Origin of the sequence: Phyllobacterium phragmitis, assembly GCF_002980495.1 — a bacterium.
Lineage (GTDB): Bacteria > Pseudomonadota > Alphaproteobacteria > Rhizobiales > Rhizobiaceae > Paramesorhizobium > Paramesorhizobium phragmitis.
The window spans coordinates 95,311-112,942 of sequence record NZ_PVBR01000003.1; the positions used below are offsets into that span (position 1 = coordinate 95,311).

Here is a 17,632-nt window from a genome sequence, read left to right on the forward strand (position 1 = left end):
TTTCACCGCGAGCAGCGCTAAATTCGCTCTTCGCTTTTGGCATCGAACAGTGAGGCCTTGCCTACGTTGAAACTCACCTTGACGGAATCGCCCGGGCGATAGCGCTTGCCGGATTCGACGCGGACCGAAAGCTGTTGGCTCCCCACCTTCAGCCAGACAAGGCTATCCGGCCCCATAGGCTCGTCGAGATCGACAATCGCGTCATGGGCCTCATCCAGATTGGCGCCGCCCTGCCCGTCGATCTGGATATGTTCCGGCCTCACGCCAAGCACGACCTCGCGCCCTGATGTCAGTGGCCCTTCGGCCTGATAGCCATCCAGCGCAATATCGAAATCGCCCCCGCGAAAGACCGTTTTTCCTGCCTTTTCTGCGAGTTGGCCGGAGATGAAATTCATCGCCGACCAGCCGATGAAGCCCGCGACGAAGAGATTGCGTGGTTTGTTGTAGATGGTCATGGGCTCGTCGAGCTGCTGCACCACGCCGCCCTTCATCACGGCGATGCGGTCGGCAAGCGTCAGCGCCTCGACCTGGTCATGCGTGACATAGATCATGGTGTTGCCGAGCTTATGATGCAGCCGCTTGATCTCGACGCGCAACTCCGAACGCAGTTTCGCATCCAGATTGGAAAGCGGCTCGTCGAAGAGGAACACATCGACATCGCGCACCAGCGCCCGACCGATCGCCACGCGCTGCCGCTGGCCGCCGGAAAGTGCTGACGGCTTGCGCTGCAACAGCGGCTCGATCTGCAGGATTTCGGCTGCGCGCGCGATGCGCTTGGCGATCTCCGCCTTCGGCACGCCCGCGACGCGCAGGCCGAAGGAGAGGTTCTTTTCCACGCTCATCTGCGGATAAAGCGCATAGGACTGGAACACCATGCCGATGCCGCGATCCTTCGGCTCCGCCCAGGTGACGTTCTTGCCCTTGATGATGACCTGGCCCTCGGAGACATCGAGAAGCCCGGCAATGCAGTTCAACAGCGTGGACTTGCCGCAGCCGGACGGCCCCAGCAGCACGAGGAATTCGCCTTCGCTGATATCGAGATCGAGCTTGCGGAGCACATTAACCGACCCGAAGCTCAAGCTCAGATCCTTGATCGAAACGCTTGTTCCCACGTGTGTATTCATAGCGACATTTGTGTTCATGAGCATTATCCCTTCACCGCTCCCGCCGCGATGCCCCGGACGAAATATCGGCCCGAGAAGAAATAGATGAGGAGCGGCACCGCGCCCGTGAGGATCGTCGCGGCCATGTTGACATTGTATTCCTTGACGCCCTGCACCGAGTTGACGACATTGTTGAGCTGGACGGTCATCGGGAAATTCGACGTGCCGGCGAAGATCACGCCGAACAGGAAGTCGTTCCAGATGCCGGTCACCTGCAAGATGATGGCGACGACGAAGATCGGCAGCGACATGGGCAGCATGATCTGCAGGAAAATCCGCCAGAACCCTGCCCCGTCCACGCGCGCCGCCTTGAAGAGTTCAGGCGGTAGCGAGGCGAAATAATTGCGGAAAAGCAGCGTGAGAATCGGCATACCGAAAATCGTATGGATAACGATGATGCCGGTCAGCGTTCCGAAAATGCCAAGCTCGCGGGTGATGATGACGAGCGGATAGAGCATCACCTGATAGGGAATGAACGCGCCGAAAAGCAGGATGCCGAAGAAGACTTCCGAGCCTTTGAACTTCCAGTTCGAAAGCGCATAGCCGTTCACCGAGGCAATCAGGATCGAGATAAGGGTGCTTGGAATGGTGATCTTCACCGAATTCCAGAAGCCGGTCCTGATGCCCTCGCAATGAAGCCCGGTGCAGGCCTGGCTCCACGCCTTCACCCATGGCTCGAAGGTGATCTCGACGGGCGGCGAGAAGATGTTGCCGAGACGGATCTCCGGCATTCCCTTCAGCGAGGTCATCACCATCACATAGAGCGGCAGGAGATAGTAGAGCGCCGCCACGATCAGCACCGAATAGACCATGATATTCGCCGGCGCGAACATGCGCTTGGGTCGCGCGCCCCATGGCTCCACATGAGAGGACGACCGGCTGTGAATTACCGCTGCTTCAGCCATTTGCTTTGCCCTTGTTTGGCCGCCCGCCAAGCATCATCCAGGGAACGAGGATGATGAGCACAGTGGCGAGCATGACGGTGGACGCGGCGAGGCCTTGGCCGAGATTGGCCCAGCCGAACATGAAATCGTAGACATATTTCGCCGGCACCTCCGAAGAGATGCCCGGACCGCCATTGGTCATGGCGACGACGAGGTCGTAGAGCTTGACAATGCCGGTGGCGATCAGCACCAGCGCGGTGGCAAAGACCGGGCGCATCATCGGGATGACGATGAAGACGTATGTCTTCCAGGTGGGAATGCCGTCGACACGCGCCGCCTTCCAGATTTCCTCATCGATATTGCGCAAGCCCGCCAGCATCAGCGCCATGATCAGGCCGGTGCCCTGCCACAGCCCGGCAATGAGGATAGCGTAGATCACCAGGTTGCGATCGGTCAGCAGCGACAGGTTGAAGCTTTCGAAGCCCAGATCGCGCACCACTTTCTGGATGCCCAGCGGATTCAATATCCATTGCCAGACGAGGCCGGTGACAATGAAGGAGAGCGCGAAGGGATAAAGGAAGATGGTGCGGAACGTGTTCTCGAAGCGGATTTTCTGATCCATCAACACGGCCAGAACGAAGCCGACGACGAGGGAAAAGACCAGCGAAAGGCAGCCGTAAATCGCGATGTTCTTGATCGAAATCGCCCAGCGCGACGCGCCGAACAACCGCGTATATTGGTCGAAGCCGACGAAGTTCAGCATCGGCAGCGCGCGCGAGGATGTGAAGGAATAAACCACGGTCCACAACGTGCAGCCGATGAAGACGACGAGCACGGTGGTGATCATCGGCAGCGCGGCGATCTTGGCGTTGAGATTGCGGAAAAGTGCCACGGGTCTTTTATTGCCGGCCATCGGTGATCTCCACGATGAATGCCCCTCATCCGCCTGCCGGCACCTTCTCCCCGTGAAGAACGGGGAGAAGGAAGCGGTGGCAACGTCGGCGCCCCCCTCGCCCCGTTCTTACGGGGAGAGGGTAAGGGTGAGGGGCGATTACAGTGCCTTGCCTTATCCTCAATGCGCAGATTCCATGATCTCGGCGAAACGCTCCTGCATATCGTCGACGCTCATGTCTGGATTGGAGAAGAATTCACCCATGAGGCTCTCGACCTGACCCTGCGTGTCGGGCGCGCGCAACTGGTCACCGGAGGGAATGACATTGTCCGGATTCTTGAGAATCTCGATGCCCTTCTTCATGCAGCTGCTGGCGGTGGCCATGTCGATGTCGCCGCGGATCGGCATCGATCCCTTGGCGAGATTGAAGGCGACCTGCGTCTGCTTGGACACCAGCATACTGGCGAGCTTCAACTGCGCCTTGGTGACTTCCGGATCTTTGTTTTTGGGGAAATAGATGGCGTCACCGCCCGACTCGACCACCGGATGGTCGCCCAGGCCCGGCAGGCAATCGTAATCCTTGCCCGCCACCTTGCCGGCGGCGGTGAATTCGCCCTGCGCCCAGTCCCCCATGATCTGCCCACCGGCCTTGCCGGTCATCACCATGTTGGTCGCCTCGTTCCATGAGCGACCGACATAGCCGGGATCGGCCATCGAACGCGCATCGGCGAGCGCCTGAATCACCTTCTTGAATTCCGGGCCGCGCAAGGCTTCACTATCCTTGTCCTTGTTGACCTTGATATAAAGGTCTTTGCCGCCCAGCGAAGCCGTCAGCACGTTGAACATGCCGCTGACCTGCCAGCCATCGCCGGTCGCCAGCGGGACAATGCCTTTTTCCTTCAGCTTGGGCGCGGCGGCGACGAACTCTTCCCAGTTCTTCGGGGGCTCCACACCGGCCTGCTTGTAGGCATCGGGGTTGGTCCACATCCAGTCCCAGGAATGGATATTCAGCGGCACGCAATAAAGCTTGCCCTCGAACGTGCAGGACTCCAGCAGGCTCTTGGGCCGGATGAAACTCGCCCAGCCTTCCTTTTCCGCAAGTTCGGTCAGGTCGGTCATCAGGCCGCCCTGCACCAGTTCCTCCGCCTGACGGCCATGGTTGAGTTGTGTGGCGCCCATCGGGTTGCCGCCAAGGATACGGCTGACGATGATCGGGCGCGCGGCATTGCCGCTGCCGCCGATCGCGCCGTCAACCCATTTGTCGCCACCGCCCAGCTTGTTGAATTCCTCGGCCAGGATTTTCACCGCCGCAGCCTCGCCGCCGGAGGTCCACCAATGGGTAACCTCAAGATCGGCGGCCTGCGCAAATGAAGCGCCGGCAAAGGCAGCCGACGCGGAAAGAGCAGCAATCAAATGATAACGCATATCATATCCTCCCAAATCTGAAACGTTACAGGTCATCGTATTGAAAACGATTGCATATGCAAGTCCCTAGTCCACAGGATAAGGATTTTAACAGGAGAACTCCGCCTTAGTTGTTGAAAATGCTTGCCTTTCAGGCGAAACGGTCAAGCGACCGTCATTTACGACAAGGCGGGGCTGCCGCTACTCTGTAACGTTACAGATTTTTCGCATTGCAGCATTGCATGACAATGGGCGCGGCTTCGTCCGGTCACTATTCGGCGGCTTCGTCATGCCGCCCTGTTCCCCTGCGTTTGCGCGTGGGAACCGGCCCGGTCGATGCCCGCACGATGAGATCGGCCTTCCAGATTTCCTGTTGCGGCAGGCCCTTGCGACCCGCGGCCTCGCCAATCAGACGCTCCGCTACACGGGCGCCGGCGGCACGGATCGACGATGTCGTCGTGGTAAGCGGCGTCGAAAAATTCTCCGGCTTCAGATAGGGAAAGACGTCGTCATGGGCGATCAACGAGATGTCACGGCCGATCTTCAGCCCCCGCTGATTGATCGCCCGCGTCGCGCCGAGTGCAAGCACGATGCTCGAACATAAAATAGCGGTCGGCGCCTCGTCCATATCGAGAAACCGCATCGTTCCGCGATAGCCATTCTCCTCCGTCATCCCCGTGTGCTGGCAAAATCCTTCTTCGAGCGCAATGCCATATTCGGCGAGCGCTTCGCCCATCCCCTCGTGCCGGCGGGCAGCGAAACTGAGATCGGCCAGGCCATTGAGCAGCGCGATGCGCCGGTGACCCAGTTGCAGAAGAAGCCGCGCGGCATCGCGAAAGGCGCCGCAATTGTCGATATCCATAAAGGGATAATCGGGCGCCGAGCCGACATGCCGTCCATGAACGAGGAATGGAAGCCTCAGCGATTTGAGCGTGTCTATCCGGGGATCGCTGGCCCGCACATAGGAGAGGCACAGCGCATCGACCGTACCGCTTGCCGCAAGCCGCTGGAATGCCATGGCTTCATTTCCGACGCGGCTTGGATCGATGACGAGCTGCACGTCGTTCGTCTCGGCGATTTCCCCCAGACCGGAAAGAAACTCGGCGAAATGCAGATCCGTGCCATCGCCCGTTCCGGTCGGCATGACCAGGCCGATCGACCCGGCCTTGCCCGTTGCCAGACGCTGCGCCGCCTTGTTGGGGCGATAGCCCGTTGCCTTTACCGCCTGCAGGACGCGCTGCCTCGTCGCCTCGTTCACCTCCGGATAGCCGTTGAGGGCGCGGCTTACGGTCGTCTGCGAGAGATTGAGCAGCCTTGCCAGTTCCTTGAGGTTCAAGATGGTTTTCCCGATCTATTCAAAGCGCTTTGGAGGAGCGCCCGTCCCTATGGTTTTCAAGTTCTCTCCACCTCCAATAAAACTACAGCCCTATTTCAAATGAAAGCCGAAAAGCAGAATCTTGTTCCCAAAATTTGTGTTGCGGCGCAGCAATTGAGACGTTCTTTCTCCTGCCAAGCAATTTTGCCTTGACTCTCGGTCGCAGGCGATATGTCCTCAACATGACCAAAGCGCTTTGGGCAGCATGGCCATTTCGTCATGACGGCCTGAAATCCGCTCGAGTAATTCTGAACATGGTCGATTGAAGCAGGGAGGAAATTCACATGCGAAAGACATTACTTGTGAGCGTTGCGCTGGCGTCGCTATGCGCCACTTTTGCCCATGCCGCGGACCTGAAATTCGCACCTGGGGAGGATTCGCGTTTCAACTGGAAGAGCTATGAGGATTTCAAGGCGGCCCATGACCTGAACGGCCAGACCTTGACGGTATTTGGCCCGTGGCGCGGTGAGGACGAGGCATTGTTCGAATCCATCGCCGCCTATTTCGAGGATGCGACCGGCGCCAAGCTCGAATACTCGTCTTCGGAGAACTACGAACAGCAGATCGTCATCGATACGCAGGCCGGCAGCCCGCCCAATATCGCCATCCTGCCGCAGCCCGGCCTCATCGCCGACCTGGCCTCCAAGGGGCTGCTCACCCCGCTTGGCGAGAAGACGGAGAAATTTGTCCAGGACAATTATGCGGCCGGCGATTCCTGGGTGCAATTGGGCAATTACAAGGGCAAGGACGGGAAAGAGCATTTCTATGCCTTTCCATACAAGGCCGACGTGAAGTCGCTCGTCTGGTATTCGCCGGAAAATTTCGAGGACGCAGGCTATGAAATTCCCCAGACCATGGAGGATCTCAAGGCCCTGACCGAAAAGATCGTCGCCGATGGCGGCACGCCTTGGTGCATCGGGCTGGGTTCAGGCGGCGCCACGGGCTGGCCTGCCACCGACTGGGTCGAGGATCTGATGCTGCGCACCGCGCCGCCCGAGACCTATGACAAATGGGTCACCAACGAGATCCCGTTCGACGATCCCGCCGTGGTCAACGCGATCGATGAATTCGGCTGGTTCGCCAGGAACCCGAAATTCGTCGCCGGCGGTACTGCCGCGGTCGCCACGACCGACTTCCGCGAAAGCCCGGACGGTCTCTTCTCGCTGCCGCCGAAATGCTACATGCATCATCAGGCGCAGTTCATCTCATCCTTCTTTCCGAAAGACGTCAAACTTGGGGTGGATGCGGATTTCTTCTATTTCCCGGCCTATGCCGACAAGCCTGACCTCGGCAAGCCCGTCGAAGGCGCGGGCACGTTTGCCATGATCACCAAGGACAGCCCCGCCGCCCAGGCCTTCATCGAATTCCTGGAGACGCCCATCGCACATGAGGTGTGGATGGCGCAGTCGGGCTTCCTCACGCCATATAAGGCCGCCAATCCCGATGCCTATGCCAACGACACCTTGAAAAAGCAGGGGAAGATCCTGCTCGAAGCGACCACGTTCCGTTTCGATGCTTCGGACATGATGCCGGGCAAAATCGGTGCGGGTGCGTTCTGGACGGCCATGGTCGATTACGTCGGCGGCAAATCCGCCGAGGATGCGGCCAAGGAAGTGCAGACCTCCTGGGATGCCATCAAGTAGCTGCGAAGAACTCGGACACCCCTCGCGGGGACAAGAGTGAGGATGGCTGCTCCGACTGGAGACGCCATCCTGGCTACGGACCGGCCCACCGGTTCAGGCGCGGAAACAATCCGGGGAAGGAACTCGAATGCAGCAGCTTCTTTTTGCCCTGTTCACCATGGTCGTCGGGGTTGCCGGCTGTGCGGTCTATTTCATTGCGTCGAACTGGGCTCTCGACCTGATCTTCCCGTCGAAAGGCCTCAGCGGCGCTGGCGCGTCCCGCAATCTGCGCATCACCAACATGATCAGGCCCTGGCTGTTCCTCGCGCCCGCGCTGCTCGCACTGACGGTCTATCTGATCTATCCGGTGATCGAATCGGCGTGGCTGAGCTTTCATGGCAAGAACGGCCAGCAATTCGTCGGCCTTGGCAATTATCGCTGGATGACAACCGACGCCGAGTTCCGCCAATCGATTCTGAACAATCTTCTCTGGCTTTTGATCGTTCCCGCGGCTGCCACCTTCTTCGGCCTGATCATCGCCGCGCTGACCGACAGGATATGGTGGGGCAATATCGCCAAATCGCTGATCTTCATGCCGATGGCGATATCCTTCGTCGGCGCATCGGTGATCTGGAAATTCGTTTATGATTACCGCCCGCAAGGGGCCGAGCAGATCGGCATCCTCAACGCCATCGTCACCTATTTCGGCGGCGCACCGGAAGCCTGGATCACGCTGCCCTTCTGGAACAACATCTTCCTCATGGTCATTCTCATCTGGATCCAGACCGGCTTTGCCATGGTGATCCTGTCCGCCGCGCTGCGCGGCATTCCCGAGGAAACGATCGAGGCAGCCGTCATCGACGGCGCCAGCGGACTGCAGATTTTCTTCAAGATCATGATCCCGCAGATCTGGGCGACCATCGCCGTGGTGTGGACCACGATCACCATCCTCGTCCTCAAGGTCTTCGACATCGTGCTGGCGATGACCAACGGCCAGTGGAACACGCAGGTGCTCGCCAATCTGATGTTCAACTGGATGTTCCGGGGCGGCGGCGATTTCGGCCGCGGCGCGACGATCGCCATGGTCATCATGATCCTCGTCGTTCCGATCATGGTCTGGAATATCCGCAACGCCGCCAAAGAGATGGAGGGACGCTGACATGATCGGATCTTCCACCCGCCGCTCGCCCCTCACCTTTGTGGTTCATCTCTCGGTTCTTTTTCTCGTCGTGTTGTGGACCCTGCCGACGGCAGGCCTCTTGATTTCCTCGCTGCGCGACAAGGACCAGATCGCGGTATCGGGGTGGTGGACGGCCCTAGCGCCGTCGCGGCAAAATGCCGTCTACCGGGCACCCGCCCCCGACAAGCAGGTCGAGACCAACGGCCGCCATGTCATCACCGGCAATGTCTTCGACGGCGGGACCGGCACCGTATCGGCCTTTGGCCCTTCGGTGCAGACCCCCGACGAGTTCGAGGCCGGGGAGACTGCCGCACTGTCCAAAGGGGCGACCCTGACAGTAGCGGATAACGGCGATTTCACGATTTCATCCGCCGAACCGATGGAGGGACGCCGCGGCGAACGCATCTTCTACACCACGTCCGTGCCGCCGCAGTTCACGCTCGACAATTACCGTGAGGTTCTGAGCGCTCAGGGCCTCGGCCAATCCTTCATCAATTCGCTGACCGTGGCGATACCCTCCACCGTGATCCCGATCCTGATTGCGGCCTTCGCCGCCTACGCGCTTGCATGGATGAAATTCCCCGGGCGCGCCCTTCTCATTGCTCTCATGGTCGGCCTTCTCGTGGTGCCGCTGCAGATGTCGCTCATTCCGCTCCTCCGGCTCTACAACGACATAGGAGCGCAATTCGGGGTATCGCCCAAGGGCTATCTCGGCATCTGGCTCGCCCATACGGGCTTTGGCCTGCCGCTCGCCATTTATCTCCTTCGCAACTACATAGCCGGCCTCCCCAGGGAAATCATGGAATCGGCGCGCGTCGACGGAGCGAGCGATTTCGACATCTTCGTCAAGATCGTGCTGCCCCTGTCATTCCCGGCACTCGCGTCTTTCGCGATCTTCCAATTCCTGTGGACGTGGAACGACCTCCTCGTCGCCCTCGTCTTCCTCGGCTCACGCGACGATCAGCTGGTGCTGACCGGGCGCCTCGTCAATCTGCTCGGCTCACGCGGCGGCAATTGGGAAATCCTGACGGCCTCGGCCTTCATCACGATCATCGTACCGCTGATCGTCTTCTTCAGTCTTCAGCGCTTCCTCGTCCGCGGCCTCCTGGCCGGATCGGTCAAGGGCGGTTGATCGAAAAACCCACACATACAGGTACATTCTTCATGACAACGACCATCAGCACGAATGCAGCGCCCTACCGGGCCCCGATCGGACAGGTTCCGGACCGGGACTGGTGGCGCGGCGCGGTCATCTATCAGATCTATCCCCGCTCCTACCGCGATACGAGCGGCGACGGCATCGGCGACATCAGAGGCATTGCCGAAAAGCTCCCCTATGTCGCCTCGCTCGACGTCGATGCCATCTGGATATCGCCGTTCTTTCCGTCGCCGATGAAGGATTTCGGCTACGACGTGTCGGACTATTACGGCGTCGACGAGATGTTCGGCACGCTTGAGGATTTCGACCATCTCGTCACAGAGGCGCATCGCCTCGGCATCCGTGTCATGATCGACCTCGTGATCTCGCACACCTCCGATCAGCATCCATGGTTCATCGAGAGCCGCAAGAGCCGCGATAATTCGAAGGCGGACTGGTATGTATGGGCTGAGGCGAAGCCCGACGGCACGCCGCCGAACAACTGGCTTTCCGTCTTCGGCGGGTCGTCCTGGACGTGGGATACGCGGCGCCAGCAATATTATCTGCACAATTTCCTGGCCTCGCAGCCGGATCTGAATTTCCACAACCGGCAAGTGCAGGATGCGGTTTTGGACGTGACGCGCTTTTGGCTGGAGCGCGGCGTCGACGGCTTCCGCCTCGACACCATCAACTTCTATTTTCATGACAAGGAATTGCGCGATAATCCGCCGCTGCCACCGGAAAGACGCAATGCGATGGTCACGCCAGCGGTCAATCCCTACAATTACCAGGATCATATCTACGACAAGAACCGTCCCGAGAATCCGGATTTTTTGCGCCGGCTGCGCGCGTTGATGGACGAGTTTCCGGCAATTTCTGCCGTCGGCGAGGTGGGGGAAGCCCAGCGCGGGCTTGAACTGATCGCGGAATATACCTCCGGCGGCGACAAGATGCACAAATGCTATGCATTCGAGTTCCTGTCGCCCGACCTGCTGTCGCCCGACCGCATCGCCTCCATCATCGGCGCTTTCGAAAAGGCCGCCCCGGAGGGATGGGCCTGCTGGGCCTTCTCCAACCATGATGTCATCCGCCCGGCGACCCGCTGGGCATCGCAGGCCGGCGATCCCGAACGATATCTGCGGCTTCTGCCTGGATTGCTTCTGTCGTTGCGCGGTTCGGTCTGCATCTATCAGGGTGAGGAACTCGGGCTCACCGAAGCCGATATCGCATTCGAGGATATGCAGGATCCCTACGGCATCCAGTTCTGGCCCGACTTCAAGGGCCGCGACGGATGCCGCACGCCGATGGTCTGGGAAAAGGACGGCCATGCCGCCGGGTTCACCGAAGGCAACCCATGGCTGCCGGTACCGCGCGAGCACCTGCCGCTGGCTGTCGACGCACAGGAGCATGTGCTTGGATCGATGCTCAACCATTATCGGCGCCTGCTTGCCTTCCGCCGGCGCCATCCGGCATTGGTCAGGGGCGATATCGAGTTCATGCAGACGAAGGGACCGGTCCTTTCCTTTGTCAGACGTCACGGCAACGAAACGATCTTCTGCGCCTTCAATCTATCCGAAGATAAACAGTTCATCGAACGGCCGGAGGGACATGTCGAAACCCTTGAACATCACGGCTTCTCGGGCCTTCTGCTTCCGGACAGACTAGAATTGCCACCATATGACGCATTCTTCGCAAGAATCAGCTGATAAAGGCACCCGAGGAGAGGAACACATGACGGCAGTACGTTTGAAGGACATCCGCAAGTCCTATGGCAACGTCAAGGTGATCCACGGGATCGACCTTGAGATCGAGGAAGGAGAATTCATCGTCTTCGTCGGGCCTTCGGGATGCGGCAAGTCCACCCTTCTCAGGATGATCGCCGGGCTCGAGGATATTTCCGGCGGCACGCTGGAGATCGGCGGCGAGGTCGTCAACGACGTTCCGCCGTCGAAACGCGGCATCGCGATGGTGTTCCAATCCTATGCGCTTTATCCGCACATGACGGTTTACGACAACATGGCCTTCGGAATGCGTATCGCACGGGAATCGAAGCAGGAGATCGATCGGCGCGTGCGTTCGGCGGCAGACATCCTGCAGCTGACCGACTATCTCGACCGCCTGCCGAAAGCGCTTTCCGGCGGCCAGCGCCAGCGCGTCGCCATCGGGCGGGCGATCTGCCGCGATCCCAAGGTGTTCCTCTTCGACGAGCCCTTGTCGAACCTCGACGCCGCGCTTCGGGTGGCGACGCGCATCGAGATCGCCAGGCTCAGCGAAGCGATGTCGGGCACCACGATGATCTATGTCACCCATGACCAGGTGGAGGCGATGACGCTCGCCGACCGCATTGTCGTCCTGTCCGGCGGCATTATCGAGCAGGTTGGCGCCCCGATGGAGCTCTACGAGCGCCCGGCAAACCTCTTCGTCGCCAAATTCATCGGCTCCCCGGCAATGAATATCATTCCGGCGTCGATCACCGCCACCGGCGCCAGGACGACGGTGGCGCTTCCGGGAAACAGGGAAGTGACGCTCGATATCGCCACGCCGGATTCGGAAAAAGGCGCAGCCGTGAGTTTCGGCGTGCGACCGGAGGACCTGAGCGTTGCGACCGGTTCGGACTCCATCATCGAGGGTACGACCTCGATCATCGAAGCGCTGGGCGAGGTCACGCTTCTCTATGTCGAAGGATTGTCCAGCGAGGAGCCGCTGATTGCCAAGCTTCCAGGCAATCAGCCTTTCGAGCGCGGAGAAAAGGTGCGACTGACCGCCGATCCGGCAAAGCTGCACCTGTTCAACGCGGAAGGAAAGACCCTGCGATAGAACGTTCCCGATTTTCACTCCTTGAATGCCACTCCAACAGACGCTATATTGCGTCAGTATCTGCGATAATTGTCTGAGGGAAGGTTGAGATGGCACTGGTTCAATATGCGGACAACGGCTTCTTCGCTCCACGCAAGATCGCAGAGGCATTGCGTACGACCAGCGAGGAAGTGGCTCGCACCGCCGGTCTCGGCCGCGATGCGGTGCAGCGCAAGGAACGCGTCCGCTCCGACAGGACGCAGAAGCGGCTACGCGAGATGGTCGAGATCATCAACAAGGTCGAGCCGCGTTTCGGCTCCGCTTTGATGGCTTATGCCTGGTACCGATCGGAGCCGCTGCCCGGTTTCTCCGGCCAGACTGCCATGCAGCTGGTGCGCAGCGGACGCGCTGACGAGGTGCTCGAATATATCGACGCGGTCGATGCCGGCGTTCACGCCTGACATCGGCCATGCTCTATCGTGGCCAGCTCTTTCGTGCCCTCAATCCTGTCTACGCAAATGAGCCACTCTCAGGGCACGGCGCTGAACTTTATGGCGGGCGTTACAACCCGAAAGGCGTGCCGGCGCTCTATACGTCGCTATCGATATCGACCGCGCTCCGAGAGGCAAATCAGGTTGGGAACCTCCAGCCCACGACCCTCGTCTCCTATGAGGCAGAGATCGACGGCGTCTTCGACAGCCGGGATGGCGCAGCGCTCAAATCGGAGGGCATGGACGCCGCCGCCCTTGCCGACAGCACATGGCGCGATCAGATGAGGGCGAGCGGAGAAGCAAGAACGCAGGCGTTTGCCCGGCAGCTGATTGCAAAGGGCTACCGCGCATTGCTTGTTCGAAGTTTTGCGCCGGGCACCGACGGGACGGACCTCAACCTCGTGCTCTGGCAATGGGGCGATGCAGTTCCCGCCCGCCTCGTGCTGATCGACGACGAAGGGCGGCTAACGCATCGACCCTGGAGCGGTTCACTTTAAGATGGAAATGTTGTGTCCGACCGCTGGTGGAGCGGCGATGTTCCGGAATAGATCCTCGGGTCAAGCCCGAGGATGACGATTGCAGAGATGTTTTCCGCCAATCGCCAACGTTAAAGACGGGCGGAAGCCTCTCCAGTCCGTCATCCTCGGGCTTGACCCGAGGACCCATTCCGGAACATTGCCACCCCACCGGCGGTCAGACATTAAGGCCATTGCTATTTAAAGCGACCCCGATTCCATTAAAACAGGAACCGCTCTAGAACCGGTAAGTGCCCTTACCGCGCGAGCCATCCGCCATCGACCGGGATCACCGCGCCATGGATATAGCGCGCCGCCTTCGATGCCAGGAACACCGCGGCGCCGCCGATATCCGATGCCTCGCCCCAGCGTCCGGCCGGAATGCGCTTGAGGATATCGTCGTTGCGTTGCCGGTCGGCGCGCAGCGCCTCGGTATTGTTGGTGGCGATATAGCCCGGCGCGATGGCGTTGACATTGATGCCCTTCCCCGCCCATTCACAGGCAAGCAGCTTCGTCAGCCCGGCGACGCCGCTCTTCGAGGCCGTATAGGATGCAACGCGGATGCCGCCCTGGAAGGACAGCATCGAAGCGATATTGATGACCGTTCCCTCCGCCTTGCGGCTGAGGAGCCCACGGGCAAAAGCCTGACACAGGAAGAAGACGGACTTCAGATTGACATCCATCACCTCGTCCCAGTCGGCTTCCGTGAAATCCACCGCATCCGCCCGCCGGATGATACCGGCATTGTTGACGAGAATGTCGATGGCCCCATGTGCCTCGGCTGCGCCATCGAAGGCCTGGACGGCGCCATCCTTGTCGGCGAAATCGGCCAGGCATTCGAAACCCGTCGCGCCCGCTTCCTTCAGCTTGGCCAGCGTCTCGGCCATCGAGGACCGGCCGGCACAGATCACCTGCGCGCCGGCTTGACCAAGAGAAACCGCGATCGCCTGGCCAATGCCGGTATTTGCTCCCGTGACAAAGGCGCGGCGACCCGTGAGATCGAAGAGGTCGCTCACCGCATATCCTCCATCTTCACCATGTCGACATCGCGGTAGTCGACATTGTCACCGGCCATCGCCCAGATGAACGTGTAGGAAGCGGTGCCCGCGCCGCAATGCACCGACCAGCCCGGAGAAAGGATCGCCTGCTCGTTCTTCACGACGAGATGCCGGGTTTCCGAAGGCTCGCCCATGAAATGGAAAACGCGCTGATCTTCCGGCAGGTCGAAATAGAGATAGGCTTCCGAACGCCGGTCATGGACATGCGCCGGCATCGTGTTCCAGACGGAACCGTCGGCGAGCTTGGTCATTCCGACGACGAGCTGGCACGATTCCATCACATCAGGGTGCACGAACTGGAATATGGAGCGCTCGTTGGACGTCGCCCGATCGCCAAGATCGAGGCGCTTGGCATCGGCGATCCGCACCAGCCGCGTCGGCAATGTGCGATGAGCGGGCGCGGAAAGGATGTAAAAGCGTGCGCCCTTTCCCGAAAATGTCAGTGCGCCGGCACCCATGCCGACATAAAGCATGTCGCGATTGCCGAGTGCATGTTCGCTACCGCCGACGGAAACCGTACCCTCGCTGCCGACATTGACAATGACGGCTTCACGGCGATCGAGGAAGCCCGGCGTACCGGTTTCCTTGGCGGCATTGAGTTCCAGCGCGGTTGCACCCGGCACCGCGCCGCCGACGATCATGCGGTCGAGATGGCTGTAGACGAGATTGATCCTGCCCTCGATGAAAAGGTCTTCGATCAGGAACTCCTTGCGGAGCTCCGCCGTGTCGAGAATCTTTGCATGGCGCGGATCGATGGCCTGCCGTGTTTCGGTTTTCAGCATTTCTGCCTCCTGGTTCAACTGGATTGGGATTGGATATAATCAGAGAAAATCGTCACGCCGCGGCGTGAATACGTCGATCAGCGTTCCCGGCTCGAGCGCCCGGCAGGAATGCACCGCGTTCGACGGTACGATCAGCGTATCGCCCGCCGCAATGATGTGCGCCACGCCATCGATGGTGAATTCAAAGCGGCCTTCGCGCACATAAGTCGCCTGGATATGGGGGTGATGGTGCGGCGTGCCGAACCCGTCAGGGCCGAAGCGGAACTCCACCAGCATCACCTCCGGCGTGTGGGAAAGCACGCGGCGGCTTACCCCTCCCCCCGTCTCCACCCATGGAAGAGCGTCTTGTCGATCCGTCATTTCATACCTCGAATTAAGTTGGCGCATGATGTCGCCCGAAAACCGCTTCACACTTTTCGGCATCATGCTCTAATGAAAGAGTCTCGGCAGCCATAGCGACAGCGCCGGAATATAGGTGACCAGCATCAGCACGGCGAGCGCACCGAAATAGAACGGCCATATCGAACGCACCGCCTCCCAGATTCTGATCTTGCCCACCGCGCAGCCGACGAAAAGCACCGCGCCAACCGGCGGCGTGCAAAGTCCTATACCGAGATTGAGGACGAGCAGAACGCCGAAATGCACCGGATCCATGCCATAGGCCTGCACGACCGGCAGGAAGATCGGGGTGGTGATGATGATCAGCGGCGACATGTCCATGAAGGTGCCGAGGAAGAGAAGCATCACATTGATCAGCAGAAAGATGACCAGCGGCTCGCTCGATATCGACTGCATGAAGGCGATCATCGTCGCCGGCACGCGCAGGAAGGCGAGCAGCCAGCCAAAGGACGCGGCGCAGCCGATGATGAGCAGCACCATGGCCGTGGTCCGCACAGCCCCCATCGTCGCCTCGACGAAATCGGAAAGCGACATGGAGCGGTAGACGGTGAGCGTTATAAGCGCGGCATAGAGAATGGCGATGCAGGAGCTTTCCGTTGCAGTGAAAACGCCGGAGCGCACGCCGCCGAAAATGATGCCGATCAGGATCAGTCCGGGAATGGCGGCCACCGCGAATTGCGCAACCGCCACCCAGCCCGGAAACTGTCCGAGCGGATAGCCGCGTTTTGTGGCAACCGCCCAGGCGGCGATCATCAGGACGATTGCCAGCAGGATGCCCGGTATGATGCCGGCGGTGAAGAGGTCGGCGATCGAAATCATGCCGCCGGCCGAGATCGAATAGATGATCATATTGTGCGAGGGCGGGATCATCAGCGCGATGATGGCGCTGGTGACTGTGACATTGACGGCGTAATCGACGCCATAGCCGCGCGCCTTCATTTGCGGGATCATCAGACCGCCGATGGCCGAGGCGTCTGCCACGGCTGACCCGGAGATGCCGCCGAACAATGTCGAGGCGGCGATGTTCACCTGCCCCAGACCGCCACGCAGATGGCCGAACAGGGAACCCGCAAAAGCGACCAGCCGCTGCGCGATACCGCCGCGCACCATGAGATCGCCGGCATAGATGAAGAACGGGATCGCCATCAGCGCGAAGGTACTGACACCGGCATTCATGCGCTGGAAAACCACCACGGGAGGAATGCCGAGATAAAGAACCGTGGCAAAGGATGCGATCCCGAGGCAAAACGCGATTGGCGTCCCGATCAGGAGAAGCACGACGAACGAACCGAAAAGAACTGTTAGCGCCATTGATCCGGTCCTTCAGGCCGTTGCGTCGAGCATCTCGACGTCGAATGTCTCCTGGCCGGAAAAGCGGCGCGCAAGACGTTCGAGCGTGAAAAGAACGATGAGAATGCCGCCGCCGAGGATCGGCAGATAATCGACGCCGACCGGCAGGCCGAGCGAGGGCATCACTGCCGACCATGTGCCGCGGGTCAGATCGAAGCCATACCAGACCATACCGGCGCCGAAGAACAGAACCGCGATATCGCTGATCGAGCGCAGGACCGCCTTGCCTTTCTCCGGCAGCAGGAAAAGCACGACGTCAAAACCGAGATGGTAGCCTTCACGCACGCCGACGGCGGCGCCCAGGAAGATGAACCAGTTCATCAGCAGGATGGATAACGGCTCGGTCCAGCTTGGCGAGGCGTTGAGTACATAACGCGACCACACCTGCCAGCCGGTGAACACCGTCATCAGGACGAGCCCGATACCGGCCACCCAAAGCGCAAGCATCGAGATGCGGGATAAGACGGCTGCACTTTGCCGTATGGCGGTCTGCATGACACGATCCTTGGTGTATTCTCGAATGATGCGATGACGCGTCTCGTACCCTCACGACATGCTCTCCCCGTGGTTCGGGGGAGAAAGC

17 protein-coding genes are annotated in these 17,632 nt (G+C 59.9%); 7 read left to right on the forward strand and 10 right to left on the reverse strand.

Annotated features, from left to right (window positions below; genetic code table 11):
* Nucleotides 1-17 precede the first annotated feature (17 nt).
* The 5 genes from C5748_RS04540 to C5748_RS04560 all read right to left on the reverse strand — a co-directional run bounded on the left by C5748_RS04540 (nucleotide 18) and on the right by C5748_RS04560 (nucleotide 5,679).
* Nucleotides 18-1,112: an ABC transporter ATP-binding protein gene (locus C5748_RS04540; RefSeq protein WP_105741011.1), complete on the reverse strand. Its 1,095-nt coding sequence runs from the start codon at nucleotides 1,110-1,112 to the stop codon at nucleotides 18-20.
* Between the two features lie 35 nt (nucleotides 1,113-1,147).
* Nucleotides 1,148-2,068, reverse strand: coding sequence for a carbohydrate ABC transporter permease (locus C5748_RS04545; RefSeq protein ID WP_105740757.1), 921 nt, complete (start codon nucleotides 2,066-2,068; stop codon nucleotides 1,148-1,150).
* The gene (locus tag C5748_RS04550) at nucleotides 2,061-2,960 is read right to left on the reverse strand and encodes a carbohydrate ABC transporter permease (protein WP_105740758.1); all 900 of its coding nucleotides are present in this window, start codon (nucleotides 2,958-2,960) and stop codon (nucleotides 2,061-2,063) included. The genes C5748_RS04545 and C5748_RS04550 overlap by 8 nt, the downstream gene beginning before the upstream one ends.
* Before the next feature lie 159 nt (nucleotides 2,961-3,119).
* The gene (locus C5748_RS04555; protein ID WP_105740759.1) at nucleotides 3,120-4,364 is read right to left on the reverse strand and encodes an ABC transporter substrate-binding protein; all 1,245 of its coding nucleotides are present in this window, start codon (nucleotides 4,362-4,364) and stop codon (nucleotides 3,120-3,122) included.
* A 250-nt stretch (nucleotides 4,365-4,614) separates the two neighbouring features.
* Nucleotides 4,615-5,679 (reverse strand): LacI family DNA-binding transcriptional regulator, encoded by a 1,065-nt coding sequence (locus tag C5748_RS04560; protein WP_105740760.1) that lies wholly within the window; start codon nucleotides 5,677-5,679, stop codon nucleotides 4,615-4,617.
* Nucleotides 5,680-6,002: 323 nt separating this feature from the next.
* Between C5748_RS04560 and C5748_RS04565 the strand changes: the two genes are divergently transcribed.
* The 7 genes from C5748_RS04565 (at nucleotide 6,003) to C5748_RS04595 (ending at nucleotide 13,442) form a co-directional block, all read left to right on the forward strand.
* Nucleotides 6,003-7,361: an ABC transporter substrate-binding protein gene (locus tag C5748_RS04565; protein ID WP_105740761.1), complete on the forward strand. Its 1,359-nt coding sequence runs from the start codon at nucleotides 6,003-6,005 to the stop codon at nucleotides 7,359-7,361.
* A gap of 127 nt (nucleotides 7,362-7,488) precedes the next feature.
* Nucleotides 7,489-8,499 carry a carbohydrate ABC transporter permease gene (locus tag C5748_RS04570; protein WP_105740762.1) on the forward strand — a complete coding sequence of 337 codons (1,011 nt, stop codon included), beginning with the start codon at nucleotides 7,489-7,491 and terminating at the stop codon, nucleotides 8,497-8,499.
* 1 nt (nucleotide 8,500) lies between these two features.
* Entirely contained in the window at nucleotides 8,501-9,652 is a 1,152-nt protein-coding gene (locus C5748_RS04575) for a carbohydrate ABC transporter permease (RefSeq protein ID WP_105740763.1), read from the forward strand.
* Between the two features lie 32 nt (nucleotides 9,653-9,684).
* Complete coding sequence (gene bglA, locus C5748_RS04580) at nucleotides 9,685-11,364, forward strand: beta-galactosidase BglA (RefSeq protein WP_105740764.1); 1,680 nt, start codon at nucleotides 9,685-9,687, stop codon at nucleotides 11,362-11,364.
* A gap of 25 nt (nucleotides 11,365-11,389) precedes the next feature.
* A complete protein-coding gene (locus C5748_RS04585; RefSeq protein ID WP_105740765.1) occupies nucleotides 11,390-12,475 on the forward strand; it encodes an ABC transporter ATP-binding protein in 1,086 nt (361 codons plus the stop codon).
* Nucleotides 12,476-12,564: 89 nt separating this feature from the next.
* Nucleotides 12,565-12,915, forward strand: coding sequence for an MbcA/ParS/Xre antitoxin family protein (locus C5748_RS04590; protein ID WP_105740766.1), 351 nt, complete (start codon nucleotides 12,565-12,567; stop codon nucleotides 12,913-12,915).
* A gap of 8 nt (nucleotides 12,916-12,923) precedes the next feature.
* Complete coding sequence (locus C5748_RS04595) at nucleotides 12,924-13,442, forward strand: RES family NAD+ phosphorylase (protein ID WP_105740767.1); 519 nt, start codon at nucleotides 12,924-12,926, stop codon at nucleotides 13,440-13,442.
* Nucleotides 13,443-13,717: 275 nt separating this feature from the next.
* On the opposite strand, the gene kduD is transcribed toward C5748_RS04595, so the two are convergent.
* The 5 genes from kduD to C5748_RS04620 all read right to left on the reverse strand — a co-directional run bounded on the left by kduD (nucleotide 13,718) and on the right by C5748_RS04620 (nucleotide 17,544).
* Nucleotides 13,718-14,476, reverse strand: a complete 759-nt coding sequence (gene kduD / locus C5748_RS04600) for a 2-dehydro-3-deoxy-D-gluconate 5-dehydrogenase KduD (protein ID WP_105740768.1) — start codon at nucleotides 14,474-14,476, stop codon at nucleotides 13,718-13,720.
* Complete coding sequence (gene kduI / locus C5748_RS04605; protein ID WP_105740769.1) at nucleotides 14,473-15,300, reverse strand: 5-dehydro-4-deoxy-D-glucuronate isomerase; 828 nt, start codon at nucleotides 15,298-15,300, stop codon at nucleotides 14,473-14,475. Before kduI ends, kduD begins: the two co-directional genes overlap by 4 nt.
* A 39-nt stretch (nucleotides 15,301-15,339) precedes the next feature.
* Nucleotides 15,340-15,660, reverse strand: a complete 321-nt coding sequence (locus C5748_RS04610; RefSeq protein WP_105741012.1) for a cupin domain-containing protein — start codon at nucleotides 15,658-15,660, stop codon at nucleotides 15,340-15,342.
* Nucleotides 15,661-15,729: 69 nt separating this feature from the next.
* Nucleotides 15,730-17,010 (reverse strand): TRAP transporter large permease, encoded by a 1,281-nt coding sequence (locus C5748_RS04615; protein WP_105740770.1) that lies wholly within the window; start codon nucleotides 17,008-17,010, stop codon nucleotides 15,730-15,732.
* Nucleotides 17,011-17,022: 12 nt separating this feature from the next.
* Entirely contained in the window at nucleotides 17,023-17,544 is a 522-nt protein-coding gene (locus tag C5748_RS04620) for a TRAP transporter small permease (RefSeq protein ID WP_105740771.1), read from the reverse strand.
* Nucleotides 17,545-17,632 lie beyond the last annotated feature (88 nt).